The organism is Citrobacter freundii complex sp. 2025EL-00176 (genome assembly GCF_053309355.1).
The window spans coordinates 146352-169189 of the sequence record NZ_JBRYHT010000001.1; the positions used below are offsets into that span (position 1 = coordinate 146352).

21 protein-coding genes are annotated in these 22838 nt (G+C 52.0%); 7 read left to right on the forward strand and 14 right to left on the reverse strand.

The annotated features are described in order from the left end of the window. Window positions 1-23 precede the first annotated feature (23 nt). From glnQ to rhtA, 5 genes are all read right to left on the reverse strand, one after another. On the reverse strand, window positions 24-746 hold the full coding sequence (gene glnQ / locus ACVXHP_RS00735; protein WP_042309588.1) for a glutamine ABC transporter ATP-binding protein GlnQ: 723 nt from the start codon (window positions 744-746) through the stop codon (window positions 24-26). Continuing rightward, the gene (gene glnP / locus ACVXHP_RS00740) at window positions 743-1402 is read right to left on the reverse strand and encodes a glutamine ABC transporter permease GlnP (RefSeq protein WP_047025531.1); all 660 of its coding nucleotides are present in this window, start codon (window positions 1400-1402) and stop codon (window positions 743-745) included. Before glnP ends, glnQ begins: the two co-directional genes overlap by 4 nt. 137 nt (window positions 1403-1539) lie before the next feature. Further along, window positions 1540-2286 carry a glutamine ABC transporter substrate-binding protein GlnH gene (glnH, locus tag ACVXHP_RS00745; RefSeq protein WP_038639115.1) on the reverse strand — a complete coding sequence of 249 codons (747 nt, stop codon included), beginning with the start codon at window positions 2284-2286 and terminating at the stop codon, window positions 1540-1542. A gap of 365 nt (window positions 2287-2651) precedes the next feature. Beyond that, window positions 2652-3155 (reverse strand): DNA starvation/stationary phase protection protein Dps, encoded by a 504-nt coding sequence (gene dps, locus ACVXHP_RS00750; protein ID WP_038639118.1) that lies wholly within the window; start codon window positions 3153-3155, stop codon window positions 2652-2654. 304 nt (window positions 3156-3459) lie between these two features. After that, window positions 3460-4347: a threonine/homoserine exporter RhtA gene (rhtA, locus tag ACVXHP_RS00755; protein ID WP_047025532.1), complete on the reverse strand. Its 888-nt coding sequence runs from the start codon at window positions 4345-4347 to the stop codon at window positions 3460-3462. 400 nt (window positions 4348-4747) lie between these two features. Here rhtA and ompX point away from each other — a divergent pair, with 400 nt between their 5' ends. Then, window positions 4748-5263, forward strand: a complete 516-nt coding sequence (ompX, locus tag ACVXHP_RS00760) for an outer membrane protein OmpX (RefSeq protein ID WP_003035257.1) — start codon at window positions 4748-4750, stop codon at window positions 5261-5263. 153 nt (window positions 5264-5416) lie between these two features. On the opposite strand, the gene ACVXHP_RS00765 is transcribed toward ompX, so the two are convergent. Then, window positions 5417-6997: a phosphoethanolamine transferase gene (locus tag ACVXHP_RS00765; protein WP_447570674.1), complete on the reverse strand. Its 1581-nt coding sequence runs from the start codon at window positions 6995-6997 to the stop codon at window positions 5417-5419. Window positions 6998-7273: 276 nt separating this feature from the next. After that, complete coding sequence (mntS, locus tag ACVXHP_RS00770; protein WP_042309581.1) at window positions 7274-7402, reverse strand: manganase accumulation protein MntS; 129 nt, start codon at window positions 7400-7402, stop codon at window positions 7274-7276. A 186-nt stretch (window positions 7403-7588) separates the two neighbouring features. Here mntS and mntR point away from each other — a divergent pair, with 186 nt between their 5' ends. Further along, window positions 7589-8062: a manganese-binding transcriptional regulator MntR gene (mntR, locus tag ACVXHP_RS00775; RefSeq protein WP_003831586.1), complete on the forward strand. Its 474-nt coding sequence runs from the start codon at window positions 7589-7591 to the stop codon at window positions 8060-8062. Continuing rightward, entirely contained in the window at window positions 8059-9168 is a 1110-nt protein-coding gene (locus ACVXHP_RS00780; RefSeq protein ID WP_316128681.1) for an anion transporter, read from the forward strand. The genes mntR and ACVXHP_RS00780 overlap by 4 nt, the downstream gene beginning before the upstream one ends. 94 nt (window positions 9169-9262) lie before the next feature. On the opposite strand, the gene ldtB is transcribed toward ACVXHP_RS00780, so the two are convergent. Then, window positions 9263-10183 (reverse strand): L,D-transpeptidase, encoded by a 921-nt coding sequence (gene ldtB / locus ACVXHP_RS00785; protein ID WP_047025543.1) that lies wholly within the window; start codon window positions 10181-10183, stop codon window positions 9263-9265. Window positions 10184-10415: 232 nt separating this feature from the next. Here ldtB and ACVXHP_RS00790 point away from each other — a divergent pair, with 232 nt between their 5' ends. Further along, the gene (locus tag ACVXHP_RS00790) at window positions 10416-12008 is read left to right on the forward strand and encodes an ABC-F family ATPase (RefSeq protein ID WP_047025535.1); all 1593 of its coding nucleotides are present in this window, start codon (window positions 10416-10418) and stop codon (window positions 12006-12008) included. A gap of 83 nt (window positions 12009-12091) precedes the next feature. Here ACVXHP_RS00790 and ACVXHP_RS00795 read toward each other — a convergent pair whose 3' ends face one another. The 4 genes from ACVXHP_RS00795 to ACVXHP_RS00810 all read right to left on the reverse strand — a co-directional run bounded on the left by ACVXHP_RS00795 (window position 12092) and on the right by ACVXHP_RS00810 (window position 17822). After that, window positions 12092-13354 (reverse strand): DUF1479 domain-containing protein, encoded by a 1263-nt coding sequence (locus ACVXHP_RS00795; protein ID WP_447570675.1) that lies wholly within the window; start codon window positions 13352-13354, stop codon window positions 12092-12094. Between the two features lie 147 nt (window positions 13355-13501). Next, window positions 13502-14317, reverse strand: a complete 816-nt coding sequence (locus ACVXHP_RS00800; RefSeq protein ID WP_447570676.1) for a Cof-type HAD-IIB family hydrolase — start codon at window positions 14315-14317, stop codon at window positions 13502-13504. A 167-nt stretch (window positions 14318-14484) separates the two neighbouring features. Continuing rightward, window positions 14485-16917 carry a glycyl radical protein gene (locus tag ACVXHP_RS00805; RefSeq protein WP_447570677.1) on the reverse strand — a complete coding sequence of 811 codons (2433 nt, stop codon included), beginning with the start codon at window positions 16915-16917 and terminating at the stop codon, window positions 14485-14487. Between the two features lie 5 nt (window positions 16918-16922). Then, entirely contained in the window at window positions 16923-17822 is a 900-nt protein-coding gene (locus ACVXHP_RS00810) for a glycyl-radical enzyme activating protein (protein ID WP_447570678.1), read from the reverse strand. A 132-nt stretch (window positions 17823-17954) separates the two neighbouring features. On the opposite strand from ACVXHP_RS00810, the gene fsa reads away from it, so the two are divergent. Continuing rightward, complete coding sequence (fsa, locus tag ACVXHP_RS00815; protein ID WP_447570679.1) at window positions 17955-18617, forward strand: fructose-6-phosphate aldolase; 663 nt, start codon at window positions 17955-17957, stop codon at window positions 18615-18617. A 174-nt stretch (window positions 18618-18791) separates the two neighbouring features. Further along, complete coding sequence (locus ACVXHP_RS00820; RefSeq protein WP_447570680.1) at window positions 18792-19733, forward strand: Rpn family recombination-promoting nuclease/putative transposase; 942 nt, start codon at window positions 18792-18794, stop codon at window positions 19731-19733. Window positions 19734-19781: 48 nt separating this feature from the next. On the opposite strand, the gene moeB is transcribed toward ACVXHP_RS00820, so the two are convergent. Beyond that, window positions 19782-20531: a molybdopterin-synthase adenylyltransferase MoeB gene (moeB, locus tag ACVXHP_RS00825; protein WP_447570681.1), complete on the reverse strand. Its 750-nt coding sequence runs from the start codon at window positions 20529-20531 to the stop codon at window positions 19782-19784. Then, window positions 20531-21766, reverse strand: a complete 1236-nt coding sequence (gene moeA, locus ACVXHP_RS00830) for a molybdopterin molybdotransferase MoeA (RefSeq protein WP_200007100.1) — start codon at window positions 21764-21766, stop codon at window positions 20531-20533. The genes moeB and moeA overlap by 1 nt, the downstream gene beginning before the upstream one ends. Before the next feature lie 176 nt (window positions 21767-21942). Here moeA and ACVXHP_RS00835 point away from each other — a divergent pair, with 176 nt between their 5' ends. Beyond that, window positions 21943-22731 (forward strand): aminoglycoside adenylyltransferase family protein, encoded by a 789-nt coding sequence (locus ACVXHP_RS00835; RefSeq protein WP_447570682.1) that lies wholly within the window; start codon window positions 21943-21945, stop codon window positions 22729-22731. Window positions 22732-22838: the final 107 nt, after the last annotated feature.

Consider the following 22838-nt stretch of genomic DNA (forward strand, 5'->3'; position numbering starts at 1 on the left):
TCGGGCGAAGGGAGGTCAACGCATCAGGAAACGTGCTGCAAGAATTCCTGTAAACGCTGGCTGGGTGGATTTTCAATCAGGGCTTGCGGATTACCGTCTTCGGCAATACGTCCCTTATCAATGAAAATCAGACGTGAAGCCACTTTTTCGGCAAAGCCGATTTCGTGGGTCACAATCACCATGGTCATCCCTTCTTCCGCCAGATCCTGCATGACTTTCAGAACTTCGTGGCGCAGTTCAGGGTCAAGCGCCGAGGTTGGCTCATCAAACAGCATCATTTTCGGCTTCACTGCCAACGCACGGGCGATAGCTACACGCTGTTGTTGACCGCCGGACAGTTCAGAAGGGTAGTGATGCGCGCGCTCGGCCAGGCCGACCTTCGCCAGCAATTCTTTAGCCAACTTCTCTGCCTGTTCTTTATTCGCCCCGCGTACGCGCTGCGGTCCAAACATGACGTTTTCCAGCGCCGTCAGGTGGGGAAACAGGTAGAACTGCTGAAACACCATCCCGGCTTCCTGGCGAATTAACCGCTCATCGACCTTGGGATCGTTGACTTTCAGACCGTCGACGATCAGATCGCCGGAGGTTATCTCTTCCAGCTTGTTAATGCAGCGCAGCAGAGTAGATTTACCGGAACCGGACGGCCCGATGATGACCACAACTTCGCCCTGCTTAATGTTCAGATCAATATTGTGCAGCACCTGGGTAGGGCCAAAGTGCTTAGAAACGTTTTTAAATTCAATCACAGGATTTTCATCCTTCTTTCCAGACGACGCAGAATGAAGCTCAGCACCAGGGTAATGATCAGATAGAACACCGCAACGGCGCTCCAGATTTCCAGTGCGCGGAAGTTACCGGCAATGATTTCCTGGCCCTGACGGGTCAGTTCAGCGACGCCAATGACGATAAACAGCGAGGTATCTTTAATGCTGATGATCCACTGGTTGCCCAGCGGCGGCAGCATACGACGCAGCGCGAGAGGCAAAATAACGTGACGGATAGTCTCTGTGCGTGAAAGTCCAAGCGCCAGTCCGGCTTCGCTGAATCCTTTATGGATTGAGAGCACCGCACCGCGGGTGATTTCCGCAATATAGGCACCGGAGTTGATCATGATGGTGACAACGGCGGCGCTAAAGGGGTCAATACGTAAATCGTTAAACGCCATTGGCAGGGCGAAGTAGATAAACATCACTTGCACAACGATTGGTGTACCGCGAATGACTTCGATAAACACCAGCGCTATGTGGTTGGCTATCCAACCGCCGAAAGTACGCGCAAACCCTGCTGCAAGCCCGATTACCAGACCGCCAGCCAGACCGAGGACCGAGATCCATAAGGTCATTTTGGCGCCTTCAATCAAAAGCGGGATGGCGGGCCAGATGGCACTCCAGTCAAACTGCATATGTCGTTCCTGTTACCGTGGTGTAAATATTCAAATGCCTGTTTTGCCAGATGTACTGTGCTTATCCGGCTTACAGGTCTCAAAAATCCTGGGGAAGGCCCGGTAGGCATCGTGCCACCGGGCATCACTGCCAGTTATTATTTAGGTTCAGTACCGAACCATTTTTTGTAGATCTCGTTATACGTGCCGTTCTCTTTCAGCGTTTTCAGCGCGCCGTTCACTTTCTCACGCAGGTCATTGCTGCCTTTCGGGAAGGCGATACCGTACTGCTGAGCTTCCAGCGAGTCACCTACGGCTTTGAACTGGCCGTTACCCGCCGTTTTGATGAAGTAAAGAATGTTTGGCGTGTCATGCAGCACGGCGTCTGCGCGATTGGTGCCCAGTTCCATATACGCGTTATCGATATTTGGGAACTGACGCAGGTCTTTGGTTTTGATATTAGCTTTTGCGTAATCAACGGAACCGGTGCCGCTCTTCACTGCAACGACTTTACCATCCAGGTCTTTCACGCTTTTGACGTCGTTATTATTCGCTTTAACCATCACTAACAGACCGCTTTTGTAGTAGCCGTCAGAGAAGTCGATCGCTTTTTTACGCTCGTCGGTGATGGTGATACCCGCCAGTGCCAGGTCGACGTTTTTGGTTTGCAGAGCCGGGATAATGCCGCTGAAATCCATTGGTTTCAGTTCATAATCCAGCTTCAATTCTTTGGCGACGGCAGCCCACAGATCCACATCAAATCCAACGTATTTGTCACCCTGTTTGAATTCGAACGGTACAAACGCGGTGTCAGTTGCGACAACCAGTTTCTTATCTGCGGCATGGGAGGACACCGCAAAAGCCAGGGTAAGTGCAGCCAGTGAAACTTTTAATACAGACTTCATAGGATTTCCTTTTATATCCACGGGGCGATCCCCTGCGAGAACATATGGCTTAATGAAAAAATCGTGCCACTTTTGCAACTCATTGTTTTAAAAAGAAGGTATCTCTTTTGTCTGCACAATAAGTGGGGCAAAGCGGGCAATCTGCACTATTTTGGGGCACTCATTTGGTGCGTACCTGACACGGTGCAAACGGTATGACTATTTAGCGTAAAAATTGTTGATAAAACAATCTTTCGTTAACGATTGTGTGAGGTGATTATTACAATTAATTTACTTTGGAGTGACGAACGATCAATGTTATGCACCATAGAAGTGCAAAACCCCCGCCGGGGCGAGGGTTTTATAGGTAATTCTTATATCTGCGGTTATTCAATGTTGGCTTCGATAAACCACAGGAATTTGTCGAGATCGCGTGACGCGGCGGTGAAGATATCCGCTGTGTCTTCGTCTTTTGCTTCGCTAATCGCTTTACGTACGCTGTTAGCGACCACTGCATAACGATCGGCCAGCTCTTTTAGGTGGTCCTGCACGCTATGGATATCCAGCGGATAGCTTTTCAGCGGCGTTTTGCTGTTAATGACCTGGGTTGTGCCCAATGCTACACCGCCTAACTGTACGGCGCGCTCAGCCATGGTATCGAGATGATCGGTCAGGGCAGTACGGAAGCCATCCAGCATTTCATGGACAGCAATAAAGTTCGCACCACGCATGTTCCAGTGAGCCTGTTTAGTGATCAACGACAGGTCGATGAACTGGATCACTTGCTGATTCAGCAGCTCTACTGTGGCTTTCTTTTCGCTGTCTGTCACATCGTTGCGAGTATAAACGAGGGCGGATGCTTTTGTTTTTACCAGTTTTGCGGTACTCATATTTTCATATCCTCTTGATATTTATGTCCCAACTCTTCAACGGGAATAAGTATAGCGCTAATTTTGGATTTATTTTTCCGGTGTTACCTATTGCTTTAATAGTGAAGAGAAGGGCGGATATAAAATAGTTAATAAAATCAATGGGGTGTGTGATTTTATTGCAGCGCAATGTTATTTTTATGTTAATGTAAAAAATTAAAATAAATATGTATATGGGTACAAGATATTTATTAGGATAATTATCACGCAGATTTACAAGTGGATATTCTGCATGATTATGCAAACCATGCAGAATATAAAGGGGTTAACTCACGTCAACTTGCTTAATTTGCGGTTCTTTGCGAATAGTGAGCGTAGAGCCCATTGATGCGGCAATAATAGCCCCCAGGGCCAGCGTCTGGATAAGCGTTAGCGTTTCACCGAGGAAGATCATTCCCGAAACCGCAGCCAACGCGGGTTCCATGCTCATCAACGTACCAAAAGTACGCGTCGGCAGTCGTGTGAGCGCGATCATCTCTAATGAGTAGGGGAGCGCGGTGGAGAGTACGGCCACCGCCAGACCCAACGGCAGTATTGACCAGTGCCACAGGGCATCGCCGGCCTGAATCGCGCCGATGGGTACAAAAACCAGCGCTGCGATTAATGAACCCACCGCTACGGTTGCCGGACCGTGTTCTGCTCCGGCACGCTGCCCGGTGAGAATATAAACGGCCCAACAGGCGCCAGCCCCCAGCGCCAGCGCTGCACCGGTTAAATCCACATGAGAAACGTCCTGGCCAAGCGGCAACAGGAACCAAAGCCCAAGAACGGCCAGCGCTACCCAAATAAAATCTACAGGGCGTCGGGATGAAAACAGCGCCACTGCGAGCGGGCCGGTAAACTCCAGCGCCACGGCAATTCCCAACGGGACGGTCTGAATAGACAGATAAAAGAGGTAGTTCATCCCGCCAAGAGACAGGCCATAAAACAGCAGCGGCAGGCGCTGTTCTTTAGCAAAACGTAAACGCCAGGGTTTAAAGAAGGCGATAAGGATGAGTGTGCCCAGCGCGAGGCGCAGCGCGGTAACGCCAGGCGCACCGACGAGAGGGAACAGCGATTTTGCCAGCGATGCTCCGCTTTGAATGGAGGACATAGCAATAAGCAAAACCAAAATAGGTAACCAAACTGGCGTTTTACGTAACGACCCCGGCATCCTTTCTCCTGACTAATGATGGTTACATGGCTTCATCAGCGCGGTGTTGCGACGCGGATGGCAATATGTATAGAAAAGTAAAACAGCGAGTGTAATGGAAATACACTCAACTGGTTGAGTATTCGTTGAAAAAAAAATTCTTCAGATCCGTACAATGATATGAAATTGATGGATTAATAATCTGTGTGATTAGGAATTATCTGGATGAATGTGCCGTATTGTGCGCGCAATAATGGCTTTTTCTGTTAGAAAAGTGATGTGAATTGAAAGAGATAGCGGGTTTGTGAAATGTTTTGTTACATGAAAAGGCCCGTTAGACATCGCGAATCGCAAAGAGTTTCCCATCAATTTTTGTTATATTTAAAACTTAGGATTTACTTGAAGCACATTTGAGGTGGTTATGAAAAAAATTGCATGTCTTTCAGCACTGGCCGCTGTTCTGGCTTTCTCCGCAGGTACTGCTGTAGCTGCTACTTCTACCGTTACCGGTGGTTACGCTCAGAGTGATGCTCAGGGCGCAGCGAACAAAATGAACGGTTTCAACCTGAAGTATCGCTACGAGCAGGACAACAACCCGCTGGGTGTAATCGGTTCCTTCACTTACACTGAAAAAGACCGTACCGATGCTTCTGGCGACTACAACAAAACCCAGTACTACGGCATCACTGCGGGTCCGGCTTACCGTCTGAACGACTGGGCAAGCATCTACGGTGTAGTGGGTGTTGGTTACGGTAAATTCCAGAACGCAGCATCTCCGGCTGACAACCACACCACCAGCGACTACGGTTTCTCTTACGGTGCTGGTCTGCAGTTCAACCCGATCGAAAACGTTGCTCTGGACTTCTCCTACGAGCAGAGCCGTATTCGTAGCGTTGACGTTGGCACCTGGATCGCTGGCGTGGGTTACCGCTTCTAATCACTTCGGTGATATAAAAAATCCGCCTTTTAGGCGGATTTTTTTTTGCGTGTAATGCAGGACAGAATATCGTTGTAGGCCTGATAAGACGCGCAGCGTCGCCATCAGGCAATTTGCCGGATGCGGCAAAATTCGTATCCGGCCTACAAAGGCTTACTTAGTTGAGAAAATATCGGTACCCAGATGGTTGTAATCCACCTTCTGCAGTTTGAAGTTGGTGATATACACCGGCCCGGCTTTCTTCTCTGAGATAAAACGGTAGCTGTTGGTAATTTCCTTCGCGCTGATCCCCGTCCATTGAGAGAAAAAGCTAAGAAAATCATTGGCAGAACGACGGGCTTTAATCACCCGATGTGCTTTATCATCGCTCGACAGCACCATAAAAGGCACCTGGAAATTCTGTTGGAACCGATCGTCATGCGCGAGGTATTGCACCTCTTTGCCCCGCTCTTTAAAAGCGAGGCCATGATCGGAGAAATAGACCATTGAGAAGCTGGTACCGCTGTTACGTAATTGCTCGTAAAGCTGGCGCAGCAGGTCATCCGTCTGCGTCATGGTGTACAGATAGCAAGATGTCTCCTTTGACTGGACGAAGGTCTCGTATTTTCCTTGCGTACGGTCGCAGGCCTGCGGATGTGAACCCATTAAATGCAGCACGATGAGCTGCGGCTGAGTACGCTCGGTTGCCAGCACCTGGGCGGTCATCTTCAACAGCGCTTCGTCACGGGTATTTTTATCCGCTTCGAAATCACCATTTTTGAGGAAGTGCACTTCATCAGCTCGTTTTGCGATACTGGCGATAGCCGTATCGTATTCGCCAATCTGTCCCTGATTGGAAAACCACCACGTCTGGAATCCCGCACGATTAGCCAGAGTGACAAAGTTATCCTGGAACTGGGGTTTATTATCAACGACCCGATTAAGCGTTAAGCCAAGCGATTTTTGCGTAGAACCGCTTGCGGCAATGTAATCTGCGAACAGATAGCCGTTAACGGAACTGGCAAACGGGGTGTTATCCCAGTGACCGCCAAACGCGCCTAATGCGTCACGGCGGGCGCTTTCACCAATGACCACGACATAGGTGTGATACTTTGGCTTCACGGCGGTTACCGTCCAGCTGTCTTTCACACTCGACAGCTTCGCCATGCGCTCCTGTTCATCGAGCACTTCGTTATTATTAACGATCACGTCTTTGGCAAAGCGGAAAACCGGATAACCGGTGTCCTTAAGCTTGAACACGCCGCCCCAGGCCAGATTTTGTACCGGGGTAACAAAAAACGCGACGACGCTAAACAACAAACACAGGCTGTCGTACTTATTCCAGATGCGCTTCTGTGCTTCTTTTTTACGGCGTACGGCGATAACGCCGAGGGCAAAAATAAATACCCCAACCAGATAATTGTACCAGGGGAAGATGGTCAGGATCTCGGTGGACTCTTCCATATTGGTTGAATGCAGCGCCAGCAACGTATTGAAGTTAGGCGAACCGTAAGCCTGACCAAACGGGAAGTACATTGCCGCAATAAGTGAGCAAATGCCAATCAGCACTTTCTGCGCGCGCGGGGCGCTGCGCCACAGCAGTATTAATATACAGGTGAAAGCAACGCTGTAGAGCAAGCTAAGCGGATAGCCCAACGCCAGGTTGATCAGCATAGACTGCAAGAAATAGAGGCCAGTCCACGGACTAATGGCCCGGCTACGAGCAATGATTGAATCTTTGAGGGTTAAATTCATACGCCACTAATGCAAAAACGCCATGTGCTTACCCTGGCGTTAAGGGTCATTGCCTGCCTGAGAGAGCGAGAAGAGGGATAGGGTCCGCATCCGCGAGCCGCAATATACGCAGGGCTGCGAAAAGATAGAGTGTGCATGAGAGAAGGTCAACTACTACAAGGAAATTGTTTTGCGAGAGAGGTGGCAAAACTGACAAAAAGCAGGGTTATTGGGACGAAAACCACTACTGTACCCAGCTGACAGCAGGGGAAGGGAGCGGCGTACCGCGACGCCGCATTATTTTCCTGAAGGTTTATCCTGCTCTGGTTTGCTGTTAATCATGTCGCACAGCATAGAGATCAGCATCAACCGTACTTTAAAGGGAGAGTGGCTAAACACGCGTATACACCTCTTAAATTCATTCATATAAACCTCCTGACTTCACGATCCCATCAGTCCTTGAGGGATGTCTTTATTATATACAGATATAGCACAGGCTATATTATATAGCTATTGCTAAAACGTTAATTTTTTGTGCCCAGGCAACTCTGGTTTACAATGAGCGCTCTCTAATCAGATGCCGTTAACGCGTCACAGTAACGAGGAAGCAGAATGAGTCGTCGCGCAGGTATGCCAACAACAAAAAAAGTGACGCAATTGGTGAATGTCGAAGAACACGTTGAAGGATTTCGTCAGGTCCGGGAGGCGCATCGCCGCGAGCTGATTGATGACTACGTAGAGCTGATTTCCGATCTCATTATTGAGGTGGGTGAAGCGCGCCAGGTGGATATGGCTGCCCGACTCGGGGTTTCCCAGCCGACGGTTGCCAAAATGTTGAAGCGCCTTGCTTCAGTCGGGTTGATTGAAATGATCCCCTGGCGCGGGGTGTTTTTAACCGCAGAAGGCGAACGCCTGGCCCAGGAGAGCCGAGAGCGGCATCAGATTGTGGAAAATTTCCTGTTGATGTTAGGTATCAGCCCGGAAATTGCCCGGCGTGACGCTGAGGGAATGGAGCACCACGTCAGTAAGGAAACGCTGGAGGCTTTTAGCCGTTTTACGCAACAGCAAGGAACTGGCTCTGAATGAGTTTTCCTTTACTACGCGCCTTGCAGCGCGATCGTTTTTTCCAGCTGTTAATCATCGTCGGGGTTGTACTGAGCGTGTTCACGCCATTTACGCCCCGGTCATGGCCTGGCGCGATTGACTGGCACACCATCATTACGCTTAGCGGCCTGATGCTACTGACCAAAGGTGTGGAGTTAAGCGGTTACTTCGACGTGTTAGGGCGCAAGATGACCCGCCGTTTTCACACAGAACGCCAACTGGCGATATTCATGGTGCTGGCGGCAGCGCTGCTGTCGACGTTTCTGACTAACGATGTTGCGTTATTTATTGTTGTCCCGCTGACCATCACCCTGAAAAAATTGTGCGCCATTCCGGTGAATCGCCTGATTATCTTTGAGGCGCTGGCGGTGAACGCCGGATCGTTGCTGACGCCAATAGGCAATCCGCAAAATATCCTGATGTGGGGACGCTCCGGGTTGTCATTTACCGCGTTTACCTGGCAGATGGCGCCGCTCGCGGGTGCCATGATGCTGACGCTGGTGGTGCTTTGCTGGTTCAGTTTCCCAAACAAAGCATTGCACTATCATACCGGTACGCGCGCGCCGGACTGGCAACCACGCCTGGTGTGGAGCTGTCTGGCGCTGTATCTCATCTTTCTGGCGGCACTGGAGTTAAAACAAGAGCTGTGGGGGCTGGCGATTGTGGCGGCGGGGTTCATGGTTCTGGCGCGTCGCGTCATTCTCAGCGTGGACTGGACGCTGCTGCTGGTGTTTATGGCGATGTTCATTGATGTGCATTTGCTGACGCAGCTACCGGCCTTGCAGGGGATAACCCACCAGATTGGCACGCTCTCTGCGCCGGGTCTTTGGTTGACGGCCATTGGCCTGTCGCAGTTTATCAGTAATGTGCCCAGTACAATTTTGTTGCTGAACTACGTTCCGCCGACGCTGCTGCTGGCCTGGGCAGTTAATGTGGGCGGCTTCGGGCTGCTGCCGGGATCGCTGGCAAATCTTATCGCTTTACGCATGGCAAACGACCGACGGATTTGGTGGCGTTTTCATTGGTATTCGCTGCCGATGCTGATATGGGCGGGACTGGTAGGGTATGGTTTGCTGCAGGTGATGTAATTGATGTGGGGCGCCGGATGGCGGCTGGCGCCTGATCCGGCCTACTGCGTTGGTAGGCCCGATAAGCGTAGCACCATCGGGCATGTATAGCAGATTAGTTCAGACGAACCGGCATACCAGAACGGTTCTGTACCGCCTGCTCAACGACGGACTGATCGACGTCAGACTGACCGGTGATGCTGGTAATGCTCTTGTTCAGCGTAATCGGTACGATTTCCCCGCCTTCAAACTGTGCTTCAGTGGTGGACAGTGGGTTATGCACCTCGATGTAACGGCTGCCGTCTGGTTCGGTAGTGGCTTTCACCGGCTCATCGATAAACTGTACGCGAGTGCCGACCGGCACATTTTCAAACAGGAATTTGATGTCGTCGTTACGCAGACGGACGCAACCGTGGCTGACACGTAAGCCAACGCCGAAGTTAGCATTGGTACCGTGAATAGCATACAGACGGCCAATATACAGTGCGTACAGGCCCATCGGGTTATCCGGACCTGCCGGAACCACGGCTGGCAGCGGTTCGCCCGCAGCGCGGTATTCCGCATGCATTTTCGCCGTTGGCGTCCAGGTTGGGCCCGCTTTCTTACGTTCTACTTTGGTGGTCCAGTTGATCGGCGTGTCTTTGCCTAACTGGCCGATACCGATCGGCAGAACGATAACGGTGTTGGTGCCTTTCGGGTAGTAGTACAGACGCATTTCAGCGCTGTTGATAACAATACCTTCATGCACGGTATCCGGCAGGATCAATTGCTGAGGAATGTTCAGTACGGTGCCGCCCTTCGGCAGGAAAGTATCCACGCCAGGGTTCGCTTCCAGCATGTTAGACAGACCCATCTGATATTCTGCCGCAAAATACTCCAGCGGTTGGGTATTGCCTTCAGGAATGGTGATGACCTGGTTTTGGCCAATCAAACGGCTACCATCGGTAGGCAGCGGGTACGTGACGGCTGAGGCAGTGTTGCAAAAACCAACTACCGCAAGTGCCGCCGCGAAAAGCGTTGTCAATTTCATATTCATCTTCATGTATGCGAGATTCAGTGCCAGGCAGGCCAGTGGGTTGAGATTTATGTAGTGTTGGGCACGCATTATATGTGCAATCTGAGCAACAAGGAATTCGGATGTGTACTAAATCACATTTTTTTCCTTTTGCTTTCACTTTAGCCCTTCAGCATGAAGGGGCGATCTTATCGTAGACTTATGGCATAATAAGCGGTTTGTCACATATTTCTTTCTCTTTCAGGATACGCCAGTGTTAGTTTCCAGCAACGTCACCATGCAGTTCGGCAGTAAGCCGCTGTTTGAAAATATTTCCGTCAAATTTGGCGGCGGCAACCGTTACGGCCTGATTGGCGCGAACGGTAGCGGTAAATCCACTTTTATGAAAATTCTCGGCGGTGATCTCGAACCGACGCTGGGTAACGTTTCCCTCGATCCGAATGAGCGCATCGGTAAGCTGCGTCAGGATCAGTTCGCCTTTGAAGAGTTCACCGTGCTTGACACCGTAATCATGGGTCATGGTGAACTGTGGGAAGTGAAGCAGGAGCGCGATCGTATATACGCGCTGGCCGAAATGAGCGAAGAAGACGGCTATAAAGTGGCTGACCTCGAAGTTCAGTACGGTGAAATGGACGGCTACTCTGCGGAAGCGCGTGCGGGCGAACTGCTGCTGGGCGTGGGTATCCCGGTAGAACAACATTACGGCCCGATGAGCGAAGTCGCACCCGGCTGGAAGCTGCGTGTGCTTCTGGCCCAGGCACTGTTCTCTAACCCGGATATTCTGCTGCTCGACGAACCAACGAACAACCTGGATATTGACACCATCCGCTGGCTGGAGCAGACGCTGAACGAACGTGACAGCACCATGATCATCATTTCGCACGACCGTCACTTCCTGAACATGGTCTGTACGCACATGGCGGATCTCGACTACGGCGAACTGCGTGTGTACCCAGGTAACTACGACGAATACATGACGGCGGCAACCCAGGCGCGTGAACGTCTGCTGGCCGATAACGCCAAGAAGAAAGCGCAGATTGCCGACCTGCAATCCTTCGTCAGCCGCTTTAGCGCTAACGCATCGAAATCTCGTCAGGCGACCTCTCGTGCGCGTCAGATTGACAAGATCAAGCTCGACGAAGTGAAAGCGTCCAGCCGTCAGAACCCGTTCATCCGCTTCGAGCAGGATAAGAAACTGTTCCGTAACGCGCTGGAAGTGGAAGCACTGGCGAAAGGCTTTGATGAAGGCCCGCTGTTTAAAAACTTCAACCTGCTGCTGGAAGTGGGGGAAAAGGTTGCCATCATTGGTGCTAACGGCGTGGGTAAATCTACCATGCTGAAAACGCTGGTTGGCGCTTTGCAGCCGGACAACGGTACCGTGAAGTGGTCCGAAAACGCGCAGGTCGGTTACTACGCGCAGGATCATGAATATGAGTTTGAAAACGATCTGACGGTTTTCGAATGGATGAGTCAGTGGAAACAAGAAGGCGATGATGAGCAGGTTGTGCGTAGCTTCCTCGGTCGTCTGCTGTTCAGCCAGGATGATATCAAGAAGCCTGCAAAAGTGCTTTCCGGTGGTGAAAAAGGACGCATGCTGTTTGGTAAACTGATGATGCAGAAACCAAATATTCTGGTAATGGATGAACCAACCAACCACCTGGACATGGAATCAATTGAGTCGCTGAACATGGCGCTGGAAATGTATCAGGGCACGTTGATCTTCGTCTCTCACGACCGTGAGTTCGTCAGTTCTCTGGCAACCCGTGTGATTGAAATTACGCCGGAGCGCGTGATCGACTTCACCGGTAACTACGAAGATTACCTGCGTAGTAAAGGCGTCGAATAAGTTTCTTGTTGTTTTTCGTGCTACAGGTGTGATGGTTGCACCTGTAACACGAGATACTTAGGGAAAAGGGTATAAGTTACAGATTAAATCATCCCCAGCGCACGCTTACCGTGGATATTCAAATCATCCAGCGTGAAGCGTCCCTCCCAGTCAGTTTCATAATCCTCGCGCGGGAAATCACCCGGTGACGTGCCTTTTTCCAGCGCGGCCTTCACTTTGTGGGCATAAGCCAGATTCTTTTCGCACATCGGTGCGGCAGGGATGTACATCACATTGCCCCAGCCCTGTTGATTTTCCACCGGCGCGACGGAGTGGATCACATCGCAATGCCACCAGACCGAATCCCCGGCTTCCAGTTGTGGGATGCTGGTTAACGCCTCGATCAGCAGCGGATGCCATTGTGCGGAAATCGGCAGGACTCTGCCAGGCGCTACGCCGCACAGTTCATCTTCCGGCACATCGTCCAGCAATGGACGTAGCAGCACATAGGCCATCGCCTCAGGGATTGGGACTACGTGCAACAATCCCTGACCAGGCAACATATCAGACAGTGCCGTCCAGCCCTGGAAGGTACGAAATACTGAACATTTGGTGGTGTTATCTACTGTGTACTCTTCAACTTCTGTGCGATGCGCCGCCTGCCATGGATCGTAATCTTCCAGCTTACCATTGAAAACATTCGCAAAGACCTGCTGATATGCCGGCAGAAGCCAGCGCTCCAGCGCGCCGGAATCCGTGTGCGCGCCCAGCCCTTTGGACGTTGTTCCCGGCGGACGACGGCGTATGCGGTCAGGATAGATAACGCTGACGTCCGGGTTAAACCATTGTTTCCCCTCGCTTGTAAACGTCCACAGGCGATTAAGGAATGACTGCGCATTGGCCATTTCTTCGCTCTGGCGGGCCTGCATCTGCGCCTGGGACCAGTAGATGGGGTAAATCTCCGGGCGGGATGCGCTGAGGGTGCCAAAAAAGTTATCACCGGGGCCTTTGTAGACCTCATCAAAATGGTTGCGATCCAGGTAATCGAGCATCGACTGATCCCATGCCAGCGCCTGCTCGCGGGGGAAATGCCCCTTGATGACCGCGCATCCGCGACGCTTAATCTCTTCACGCTGCTCGGCGCTTACGCGTCCCGCGTTGATATCTGCATAGGACAACGCAGGCCAGACCGGGGAGCCTTGTGCTTTGAGGGTATTGATTTCCGCCACGCGAGTGGCAATGGCATCGCTCAACTGATTGAAAATCAACTGAACATCCCCAAGCTGTGCCCGCAGTTGCTGTTTCATCTGACGGATTGCCGCTTTGTGATCGGCGGGCAATGTGTCGCTGGTAAACGTAAAAGCCATAACCACCTCGCATTAACTTTCATTCGAAACTTATTTAACTTACACATGCAATATAAGTTAAAAATAAGTTAATGCAAGTTTAAAAACTTGATGGTGTGCACGGAATGCATAAAGAGTGGAAACCGGAGCATGCCCCGGTTAGCAGGATCAGACGTTAAAAGGAGAGGTGTTATCCAGCACCGCCTGAATCACGTTCAGCGCGCCCTGATGGTTATTGTCGTCGGTCTGATAGCGGGCAATCGCTTTGATGCTCTCTGCCGCATTGGCCATGGCGAAAGAGTAATGCGCCATTTTCAGCATTTCTGCATCGTTGCCGCTATCGCCAATGGCGACGACGTTTTGTGGAGACAGGTTCCAGCGTTTCAGCAGGCGACTGATACCGTTGGCTTTATGTAAGCCCGGAATAATCAAATCGATAAACCCAAAGCCACTGGTGACGGGCTTCATTATGCCATCAAGAGCTGTATGCAGATGATCGATAACCAATGGGATTTGTTGGTCGGGTAAGTTCAGCGAAAACTTAAACAGCACATCATCAATGTCCTGATAATCCTTCACCGGTTTCAGGCGATGATAGTGTTTCGACATCAATGCCACGAAAGGCTCAGGGGCATTCTCACTGACGTAGGCACTTTGCAGACCACAGGCAACAAAATTGAGCTGCTTATCTTTGAGGAGTTCGCCAATAACAATGCGTGATTCGTGACGGGTAAGCTCGCCGTGAAACAGATGCTTGCCGTGCTCATAAACCAGCGCGCCATTCTCAGCGACAAACGATATTTCGTCTTTAAGCTCCGGGAAAAAGGAGATCAGCTGGTAATACTGGTTGCCGCTGGCCACGACAAATTCAATATCTCGTTTTTTCAGTTCCTGATACTGCGCCATAAAACGTGCACGATCGTATTTCTTGGCGTCGTCGAGAAAAGTTCCGTCCATATCGGTGACGATAACTTTGATGGTCATACTTGCTCCTGGCTGATAACTGCGACCAGAAACATTCTAATAACAATGTGACCTGAAGCACAAATTTAATTTCGAATGAAAGTAAAAGGCCGGGGGCCGCTTCGCTTTACCCGACCTACGGAGAGAGGAGTAGGCCCGGTAAGCGCAGCGCCACCGGGCGGGGGGAGTTACAACATGTGTTCAGTACGGGCGATGATATCGTCCTGCGCATCCGGAGACAGGGCGGTGAAGAAGGCGGAATAGCCTGCGACACGCACCACCAGGTCACGGTATTGATCCGGGTGTTTTTTTGCTTCCAGCAGCGTTTCACGGGACACAATGTTGTACTGAATATGCCAGCCTTTGTGCTCTTCAAAGAAGGTACGCAGCAGGATCATCAGTTTTTGCTTATCAGATTCATTCTCCAGCGTGGCCGGATTCAGCTTCTGGTTTAACAGTACACCGCCGAGAATGGAACCGGTAGGCAGTTTACCCACCGAGCCAATCACCGCCGTCGGGCCGAGATGGTCCGTCCCGGAAGCCGGGCTCGCACCTTCCGCCAGCGGAGTGTGCGCCTTACGGCCATCCGGCGTTGCCATGGTTGCTGCGCCAAACGGCACGTTTGCGGAGATCGAAGAGGTCCCGGCGTAGTAATTGCCGCCAACCGGACCACGACCGTAACGTGGATTATGATACTGTTTCAGTTCATCAATATAAGTCTGATAAGCGCGGGCCAGCAGCGTATCAACGGAATCATCATCGTTGCCGTACTTCGGCGCGCCGTTGATCAGTCGTTGGCGTAATTGCTCGTGAGTCAGACCGTCAAAATCATCAGCCAGTGCCGCAGCCAATTGCTGCTGGCCGATAGCACCTTGATCAAAGACCAGTTTCTTCACCGCCGCCAGGCTGTTGCCGAGGTTGGCGATACCCACCTGCAAACCTGATACCCAGTCATACTTCGCGCCGCCTTGCTTAATGCTTTTCGCACGTTCGATACAGTCGTCTACCAGCGCCGAACAGAGAATATCGTGTACGTTCTCTTCCAGCATGGTGTCGACGACATACTCGATTTCGATAGATTTACGCGTGTAGTAGCGAATCTGTGTATCCCAGGCGTCCATCACTTCATCGAAATTGTTGAAGTTGCCAGCCGAGAGTGCTTTTTCCTGCGGCAGGAAGACCTTACCGCTGGTGGCATCGCGTCCGCCTTCCAGCGCCGCCAGCATCACGCGGGCAAAGTTAATAAAGCTCATGCCGGTACAACGGTAGCCCCATTTGCCGCCAACGGCGGTTTCGATGCAACCAATAGCCGCATAGTCATAGGCGTCCTGCGGTTCAATGCCAAGCTTAATAAATTCAGGTATGACGATTTCATCGTTGTTAAAGGCTGGCATCCCGAAGCCGCAGCGAATGACCTGCACACAGGCATCAAGGAAATCGTTACTCATCCCCGCGTGATAGCGCACGCTCAGGTTAGGCTGAGTAGAGCGCAGGCGACCGCAGGATTCCAGAATGGCGTAAGAGAGCGGGTTGACGGCATCCATCGCCTGACCGTTAACCAGATTCTGTCCGCCAATGGTCACGTTCTGATACAGCGGGCTGCCTGCCGAGGCCTTTGAATGGGAGCCGGAGCGGATTTTGTTCACTTCCAGCAGCTTCAGCCAGCAGCTGTGCAGCAGCTCAATGGCGTGTTCGCGATCCAGCGTATGATTCAGCTCCACATCACGACGATAGAAAGGATAGAGATACTGGTCCATGCGACCAAACGACACTGAATGACCGTTCGATTCAATTTGCAGGATCAACTGGATGAAGTAGCACAACTGCAGCGCCTGCCAGAACGTTTTTGGCGGTTCATGGGCAATCACATCACAGTTTTCCGCCATGGTCAGCAGTTCCTCGCGGCGGCTGGCGCGGGTCTCCGTGGATGCCATTTTGCGTGCCAGCGTGGCAAAGCGCTCAATGTGCAGACTGACGGCCTCCAGCACGATATCTATCGCTTTCAGGAACTGATCGCCATGGAGGTCTTCCAGACAAGTCAGATTGATACGGGAGCGACGTTCATCGACTTTGTGACGCAGGCCGTCGAGACCTTTTTCCAGCAGCAGCGGGAAGTTCACCGCCAGGTGTGCGTCGCCGGAGGTCATGTTGCCTTCGGCTTTGATAATGCCGGTTTCCAGCAGACCTTTCTGCTCATCGGTGAACATCCCGTAGCAGCGATCCTGTACTGTCTGGCCGCGCCACCTCGGGCACACCTCGTGCAATACGCGTTTGTTCTCTTCACTTACTGAGAAGCCTGCGCCCGGCCTGTCGGCGAGGTCATCGATCTCTTTTTCAATCCAGGAGACGGTATATTCCGGGAAGATCGGCGCGGCGCGCACTTCGCTCGCCTGGTTACCGATAATCAGTTCGTCATGCTTGATCCAGATGGTGCGTTCCGCCAGATGATGGGCCAGCGCCAGCGCGCGGCGTACCGGGATCGGCTTATCCAGATGTTGCTGATACATCTCGGTATAGTGCTGGGCGCGCTCGGTACACACCGGTGGCTTCACGATGTGGATCAGGGCTGTTTTATGCGCTTTGATACGGTCGCTGAGTGTGTCCAGTTTCAGAGTGGTCATGGCGATTATCCTCGTAGGGTCGCGGTTAAACCTTTAAGGCGGGCATACTGCTGAGCAAATTCGAGCAGAGCTGGCGCCTCAAGCGGTTTATCCGGTGCGTTGTAGGGTTGACTGAGTAAGTGGTATTTATTGATGCCCAGAGTGTGATAGGGCAAAAAATGGATCTCACCGACGTGAAGCTCGTCGGCAGCAAAATCGGTAATCGCCTGGATGGCGGCTTCGTCAGCGTTGAAACCCTGAATCAGCGGTACGCGGATAATCATTTTTTTACCCGCAGCGGCCAATTTTTTCAGATTGTCTAATACACGCGAGGCGTTGCCATCGGTCCACTGTTTAAACGGCGCGTCGGCGACATGTTTTAAATCGGCCAGGAACAGATCAACATAAGGTAATGACGGCTCGATATACTTCCATGGCACATGCAGACAGGTTTCGACCGCCGTATGAATGCCCGCGTCGTGGCTGGCTTGGAATAATTCTGCCGCCAGTTCTGGCTGCATAAACGGTTCGCCACCAGAGAGGGTGAGACCTCCACCGCTACGATCGTAAAACGGTTTATCACGCAATACGGTCGCCATGATGTCGTCCACGCTTTTTACCTCTCCGCAGACGGTCAGCGCCTGGGTTGGACAGCAGTCCGTCAGCGCGGCGAAAGCGTCATTGGTCAGTTTTTCGCGATGAATAAGCAGACCGCTCAGCGCCCGCTCAATCACCGCAGGTGCCGCCTGAGCACAGAGATCGCAACCGTCGAGACACAAACGTGCGTCGTACAGCAGGTCCTGTGTGCGGGCGCGGCTTTCCGGGTTCTGACACCAACGACAGCCCAGGGAGCATCCCTTAAGGAACACCACGGTACGGATACCGGGGCCATCATGCGTGGAATAGCGCTGGATATTGAAAATCATAAGCGACCTCTTTTCTTTCGTATAAAGATTAAATTACTTTCGAATGAAAGTTATATTGACGTGCGTCAACTAACCGTGAGGTTTCGCCGTGCTACCTTTTGTTCATGCTAATTATTCGTTTGAGGAAAGGTTATGGAACTCTATTTAGATACGTCTGATGTTGCCGCTGTCAAAGCGCTGGCGCGTGTTTTGCCGTTGGCTGGGGTGACCACTAACCCAAGCATTGTGGCAACGGGTAAAGAGACGCTGGAAGTGTTGCTGCCGCAACTGCAGGAAGCGATGGGAGGACAAGGCCGACTGTTTGCGCAGGTGATGGCGACGACCGCTGAAGGCATGGTCAGTGATGCGCGTAAACTGCGGACAATCATTGCGGATATCGTGGTCAAAGTGCCGGTAACGGCAGAAGGTCTGGCGGCAATTAAGCTACTGAAAGAAGAAGGGATCCCGACCCTGGGTACTGCGGTATACGGTGCTGCTCAAGGGCTGTTAGCTGCGCTGGCAGGAGCGGAATATGTTGCGCCATACGTAAACCGCGTGGATGCGCAGGGGGGAGACGGTATTCAGACAGTTACCGATCTGCAAACCTTACTGACCATGCATGCGCCGCACACCAAAGTACTGGCTGCCAGTTTTAAAACGCCGCGTCAGGCGCTGGATTGCCTGCTGGCAGGCTGTGAATCCATCACGCTGCCGCTGGACGTGGCGCAGCAGTTTATTACCTCTCCGGCTGTGGATGCGGCTGTAGCAAAGTTCGAGCACGACTGGCAGAGCGCATTCGGTCGCACGTCGATATAGTGTTATGCCGGATTACTCCGGCATATTTGCGTATGTGATTCCGTTAAAATGAATCTGTTGCAGTTAAGCGCAATTAACTGCGAATCGCCCTCGTAAAACCGGCAAGGCCTGCATGCGACCCGTCATCGCGACGGGTACAGTCACGTCATCATGTTTATCAGGTGACGGACCGCCATGAAAAAAACACCTACAGCCACACCGCACGATGCGTTGTTTAAAACATTTTTAAAATACCCTGCCACAGCCCGCGATTTTATTGACATTCATCTTCCTCCCACGCTAAAGGCGCTTTGCGATCTGGCGACGTTAGAACTGCAACCCGCCAGTTTTATTGAAGAAAACTTACGCGCATATTATTCCGATGTGCTTTGGTCGATGAAAACCAGTGAAGGGGAGGGTTATATCTATGTCGTGATTGAACATCAAAGTCGTCCAGATGCGCATATGTCGTTTCGCCTGATGCGTTATGCGATAGCGGCAATGCAAAGCCACCTTGACGCCGGGCATACCCGCTTACCGTTAGTCGTGCCGATGTTGTTTTATCATGGCGTCGATACGCCTTATCCCTTTTCTTTGTGCTGGCTGGATGAGTTTGATAATCCGCTCCTGGCGCGCCAGCTTTATCTGTCGGCATTTCCGTTGGTGGATATTACTGTGATCCCGGATGAAGAAATTATGCAGCACCGGCGTATTGCACTGCTGGAACTGATTCAAAAGCATATTCGTCAGCGCGATTTGTTGGGATTGGTGGACAATCTGGCTACGCTGCTGGTTACAGGAAGTGCTAATGACAGCCAGCTAAAAGCGTTGTTTAATTATCTGCTAATCCAGCAGGGTCACAAACCGCGCTTTGGGCGATTTATGCGTAAGCTGGCGCAGCAGATACCCGAACACAAGGAGCGTACAATGAATATTGTTGAAAAAATACGTAGAGCAGGAGAGCGAAAGGGGCTACGGAAAGGCATGCAGCGCGGTCATGAAAAAGGTTTAGCTGAAGGTCGTCGTGAGGAAGCGCTGCGCATTGCCCACTCAATGCTGGCCGATGGTCTCCCACGGGAGCTTATCGTGAGAATCACCGGACTGTCAGAGGAAGATATTAAATCTTTGACGCATTGAATGTATGTTAATACAGCCCCGGAAAATAAATGCCGCCGGGGCTTACCGTTACTGCCCGCAGACCTCACAGCCCGGATTACGCATCAGTTTCATTTCGCGAAACTGGCAGGTCATGGCGTCGTACATGACGATTTTTCCAGATGCGGGTTTACCGTAGTTTGCCAGCAGCTTAATGGCTTCCATAGCCTGTAACGAGCCGATCACGCCGATTAGGGGAGCCATTACGCCAGCTTCCACGCAGGTCAGGGCATTTTCACCGAACAGGCGGCTCAGGCAACGGTAGCAAGGTTCGCCTTCATGATAGGTAAAGACGGTAATTTGTCCTTCCATGCGGATTGCCGCACCGGAAACCAGCGGAACCTTTGCGCTAAAGCATCCGGCATTAAGCTGATTACGGATGCTGACGTTATCCGTACAGTCCAGCACCAAATCGTGTTTGGCGATCAGCGCGTGAATTTCGCTATCATCCAGCAGCGCATTCACTGGGGTAATGGTGATATAAGGGTTAATCCGCGCCAGCGCATCGCGGGCGGATAGCACTTTCGGTTGCCCTACGGTTGCATCGCTGTGCAGCGTCTGGCGCTGGAGGTTCGACACGGAAACGGTGTCAAAGTCGAGCAGCGTTAAATGCCCGACACCAGCGCCTGCCAGGTATTGGGTTGCGGCGCAGCCAAGTCCCCCCAGACCAACGACCAGTACCCGTGCCTCCTTGAGCGCTTCCTGACCTTCAAAATCGAAGCCGCGCAGAATGATTTGCCGGTTATAGCGCATCATCTCCTGGTCGCTGAGTTCCGCCATTACAGGCCTCCAAACAGCGCGTTAAACGGCTCGACTTCAACCCACTCTCCGGCTTCAACGTTACCGCGATCGCGTTCTAATACGATAAAACAGTTGCCGAGGCTAAAGGAGCTAAAAATATGCGAACCCTGGTGTCCGGTGGTGGTGACTTCCAGTTCGCCTTCTGCGGTGCGCTGCAATACGCCACGTTGAAAATCCAGACGACCTGGCGTCTTCTTCAGACGTGACGCAGTGCGCACGCGTTGGCGAGGTGGCAACCCACAGCCTGTGTTGCCGCTGAGCTTCGCCAGCAGCGGTTGCACCAGTTGATAAAAGGTAAGGGCCGCTGACACCGGGTTACCCGGCAGGCCGCAAAACCAACTGTTGCTCAGTTTGCCAAAGGCGAACGGTTTGCCCGGTTTGATGGCCAGCTTCCAGAAGGCAATTTCTCCCAGCTCCTCCAGAATGGTTTTGGTGTAATCCGCTTCACCGACTGAAACGCCGCCGGAACTGATAACGACATCGGCCTGGCTGTCGGCTTCAATAAACGCCGCGCGCAGCGCGTTGGGATCGTCGCGAATAATACCCAGATTGATCACCTCGCAGCCCAACTGTTGCAGCATCAGGTGAACGGCCAGACGGTTGGTGTCATAAATCTGTCCGTCGCCCAGCGGTTGACCCGGCAGTTGCAGTTCATCACCAGTGGAAAACAACGCCACGCGGACTTTGCGCACGACAGGCGCATCAGCAATACCGAGCGAGGCCAGAACCGGGAGCTCGGCGGTTGTCAGGCGAGTCCCGGCGGGGAAGACGACTGCACCGTTTGCAATATCTTCCCCGCGCAGACGAATATTTTGTCCACTGCGGACTTCGGCGGTAAAACGCACACCGTCGTCTGTTTGTTCCGTTTGTTCCTGCATGACCACCGCTTCACAACCGGCAGGCACCGGGGCGCCAGTCATAATGCGGATACAGGTCCCCGCGGGCCATTCGCCGTGAAAAGGCTGTCCGGCAAAGGCTTTGCCTGCTATCGCAAGCGGCAGACCCGAGCGTAAATCGTCTAATCGCACCGCATAGCCATCCATTGCCGAGTTATCGAATCCCGGTACATCAATGGGGGAGACGACGTCAGTGGCCAGAATGCGACCAAAACATTGAACCAGCGGCAGCGTTTCGACGGCGGTGAGCGGGGTAATACGCGACAGCATCTGAGAGAGAGCCGTTTCAAGCGGCATCAGTCCGGCGGTAAATTCCATGAGAAGACTCCTGCGGGGCAAAATCGAATCCGGCCATTATGTCAGAAAATGGCCGCGGACAGTATGCTACCTCAGGCTTAGAATCAGATCTGATCAAGGTTTTATGTCAGAGGATAGCGCCACAGGAAAAATGCAGTATAGACTCAATATTTCCGCTCTTTTCCCCAGGGGGCTAAATGGCTACTACTATCCCGGACGCAATTCGACGACAGGTGCATGCCGCCAGCACGCTCATCCGCCAGCTTTTCGAGGAGAATCTCGTTGCTATTCATCTGTATGGTTCTGCTGTCGACAGCGGTTTAAAACCTCAAAGCGACATCGATTTGTTGGTCACCCTATGGGAACCAATGGATGCCCGATTAAGAGAAACCGTGATGCGGGAATTGCTGACTATTTCAGCACCGCCCGGCACCTCAGAACGTTACCGCGCGCTGGAAGTCACCGTTGTTTTGTTCTCGCAGATCGTACCGTGGCGATTCCCTCCCGTCAGAGAAATGCAGTTTGGTGAGTGGTTGCGTGATGATATCGGTGCCGGCGTATTTGAACCGGCGCTGGCGGATCCTGATCTTGCCATTTTGCTGACCCAGGCCCGGCGCGCCAGCGTACCGTTGTTCGGTAAACCCGCTGATATATTATTCAACGCCATTCCTGCCAATGATGTATTGGCAACGTTTCGACATACTCTTGAACAGTGGCAAAAACCGGCAGATTTAGAGGGTGATGAGCGCAATATCATTCTGGCTCTGGCGCGTATCTGGTACAGCGTCGTGACCGGCGATATTGTCGCTAAGGATGAGGCCGCGTCGTGGCTAATGCCACAATTGCCCGTTGAGCATGCTGACACGCTGCAAGCTGCATGTGCGGAATATCTGGGGGTAACCAAAACGAACTGGGCTGAATCTATGCCGTCAGTACAACGATTTGTATGGTATGCAAAAAAACAGATTACCGATCTGCTTGAATAGGTTATTCACGGTCGTCGGGACTCATTTCTGTTTACTCTATCTGAATGACCTGATGGTATCGGCTATGAGGGGCAGGCCTTTACCTTTACATGACGTCTGCATCTTTC

Bases quoted from the DNA above. Each gene is read 5' to 3' on its own strand.
- glnP (WP_047025531.1), bottom strand. From the start codon at position 1,402: ATGCAGTTTGACTGGAGTGCCATCTGGCCCGCCATCCCGCTTTTGATT.
- glnH (WP_038639115.1), bottom strand. From the start codon at position 2,286: ATGAAGTCTGTATTAAAAGTTTCACTGGCTGCACTTACCCTGGCTTTT.
- dps (WP_038639118.1), bottom strand. From the start codon at position 3,155: ATGAGTACCGCAAAACTGGTAAAAACAAAAGCATCCGCCCTCGTTTAT.
- rhtA (WP_047025532.1), bottom strand. From the start codon at position 4,347: ATGCCGGGGTCGTTACGTAAAACGCCAGTTTGGTTACCTATTTTGGTT.
- ompX (WP_003035257.1), top strand. From the start codon at position 4,748: ATGAAAAAAATTGCATGTCTTTCAGCACTGGCCGCTGTTCTGGCTTTC.
- ACVXHP_RS00765 (WP_447570674.1), bottom strand. From the start codon at position 6,997: ATGAATTTAACCCTCAAAGATTCAATCATTGCTCGTAGCCGGGCCATT.
- mntS (WP_042309581.1), bottom strand. From the start codon at position 7,402: ATGAATGAATTTAAGAGGTGTATACGCGTGTTTAGCCACTCTCCCTTT.
- mntR (WP_003831586.1), top strand. From the start codon at position 7,589: ATGAGTCGTCGCGCAGGTATGCCAACAACAAAAAAAGTGACGCAATTG.
- ACVXHP_RS00780 (WP_316128681.1), top strand. From the start codon at position 8,059: ATGAGTTTTCCTTTACTACGCGCCTTGCAGCGCGATCGTTTTTTCCAG.
- ldtB (WP_047025543.1), bottom strand. From the start codon at position 10,183: ATGAATATGAAATTGACAACGCTTTTCGCGGCGGCACTTGCGGTAGTT.
- ACVXHP_RS00795 (WP_447570675.1), bottom strand. From the start codon at position 13,354: ATGGCTTTTACGTTTACCAGCGACACATTGCCCGCCGATCACAAAGCG.
- ACVXHP_RS00800 (WP_447570676.1), bottom strand. From the start codon at position 14,317: ATGACCATCAAAGTTATCGTCACCGATATGGACGGAACTTTTCTCGAC.
- ACVXHP_RS00805 (WP_447570677.1), bottom strand. From the start codon at position 16,917: ATGACCACTCTGAAACTGGACACACTCAGCGACCGTATCAAAGCGCAT.
- ACVXHP_RS00810 (WP_447570678.1), bottom strand. From the start codon at position 17,822: ATGATTTTCAATATCCAGCGCTATTCCACGCATGATGGCCCCGGTATC.
- fsa (WP_447570679.1), top strand. From the start codon at position 17,955: ATGGAACTCTATTTAGATACGTCTGATGTTGCCGCTGTCAAAGCGCTG.
- ACVXHP_RS00820 (WP_447570680.1), top strand. From the start codon at position 18,792: ATGAAAAAAACACCTACAGCCACACCGCACGATGCGTTGTTTAAAACA.
- moeB (WP_447570681.1), bottom strand. From the start codon at position 20,531: ATGGCGGAACTCAGCGACCAGGAGATGATGCGCTATAACCGGCAAATC.
- moeA (WP_200007100.1), bottom strand. From the start codon at position 21,766: ATGGAATTTACCGCCGGACTGATGCCGCTTGAAACGGCTCTCTCTCAG.
- ACVXHP_RS00835 (WP_447570682.1), top strand. From the start codon at position 21,943: ATGGCTACTACTATCCCGGACGCAATTCGACGACAGGTGCATGCCGCC.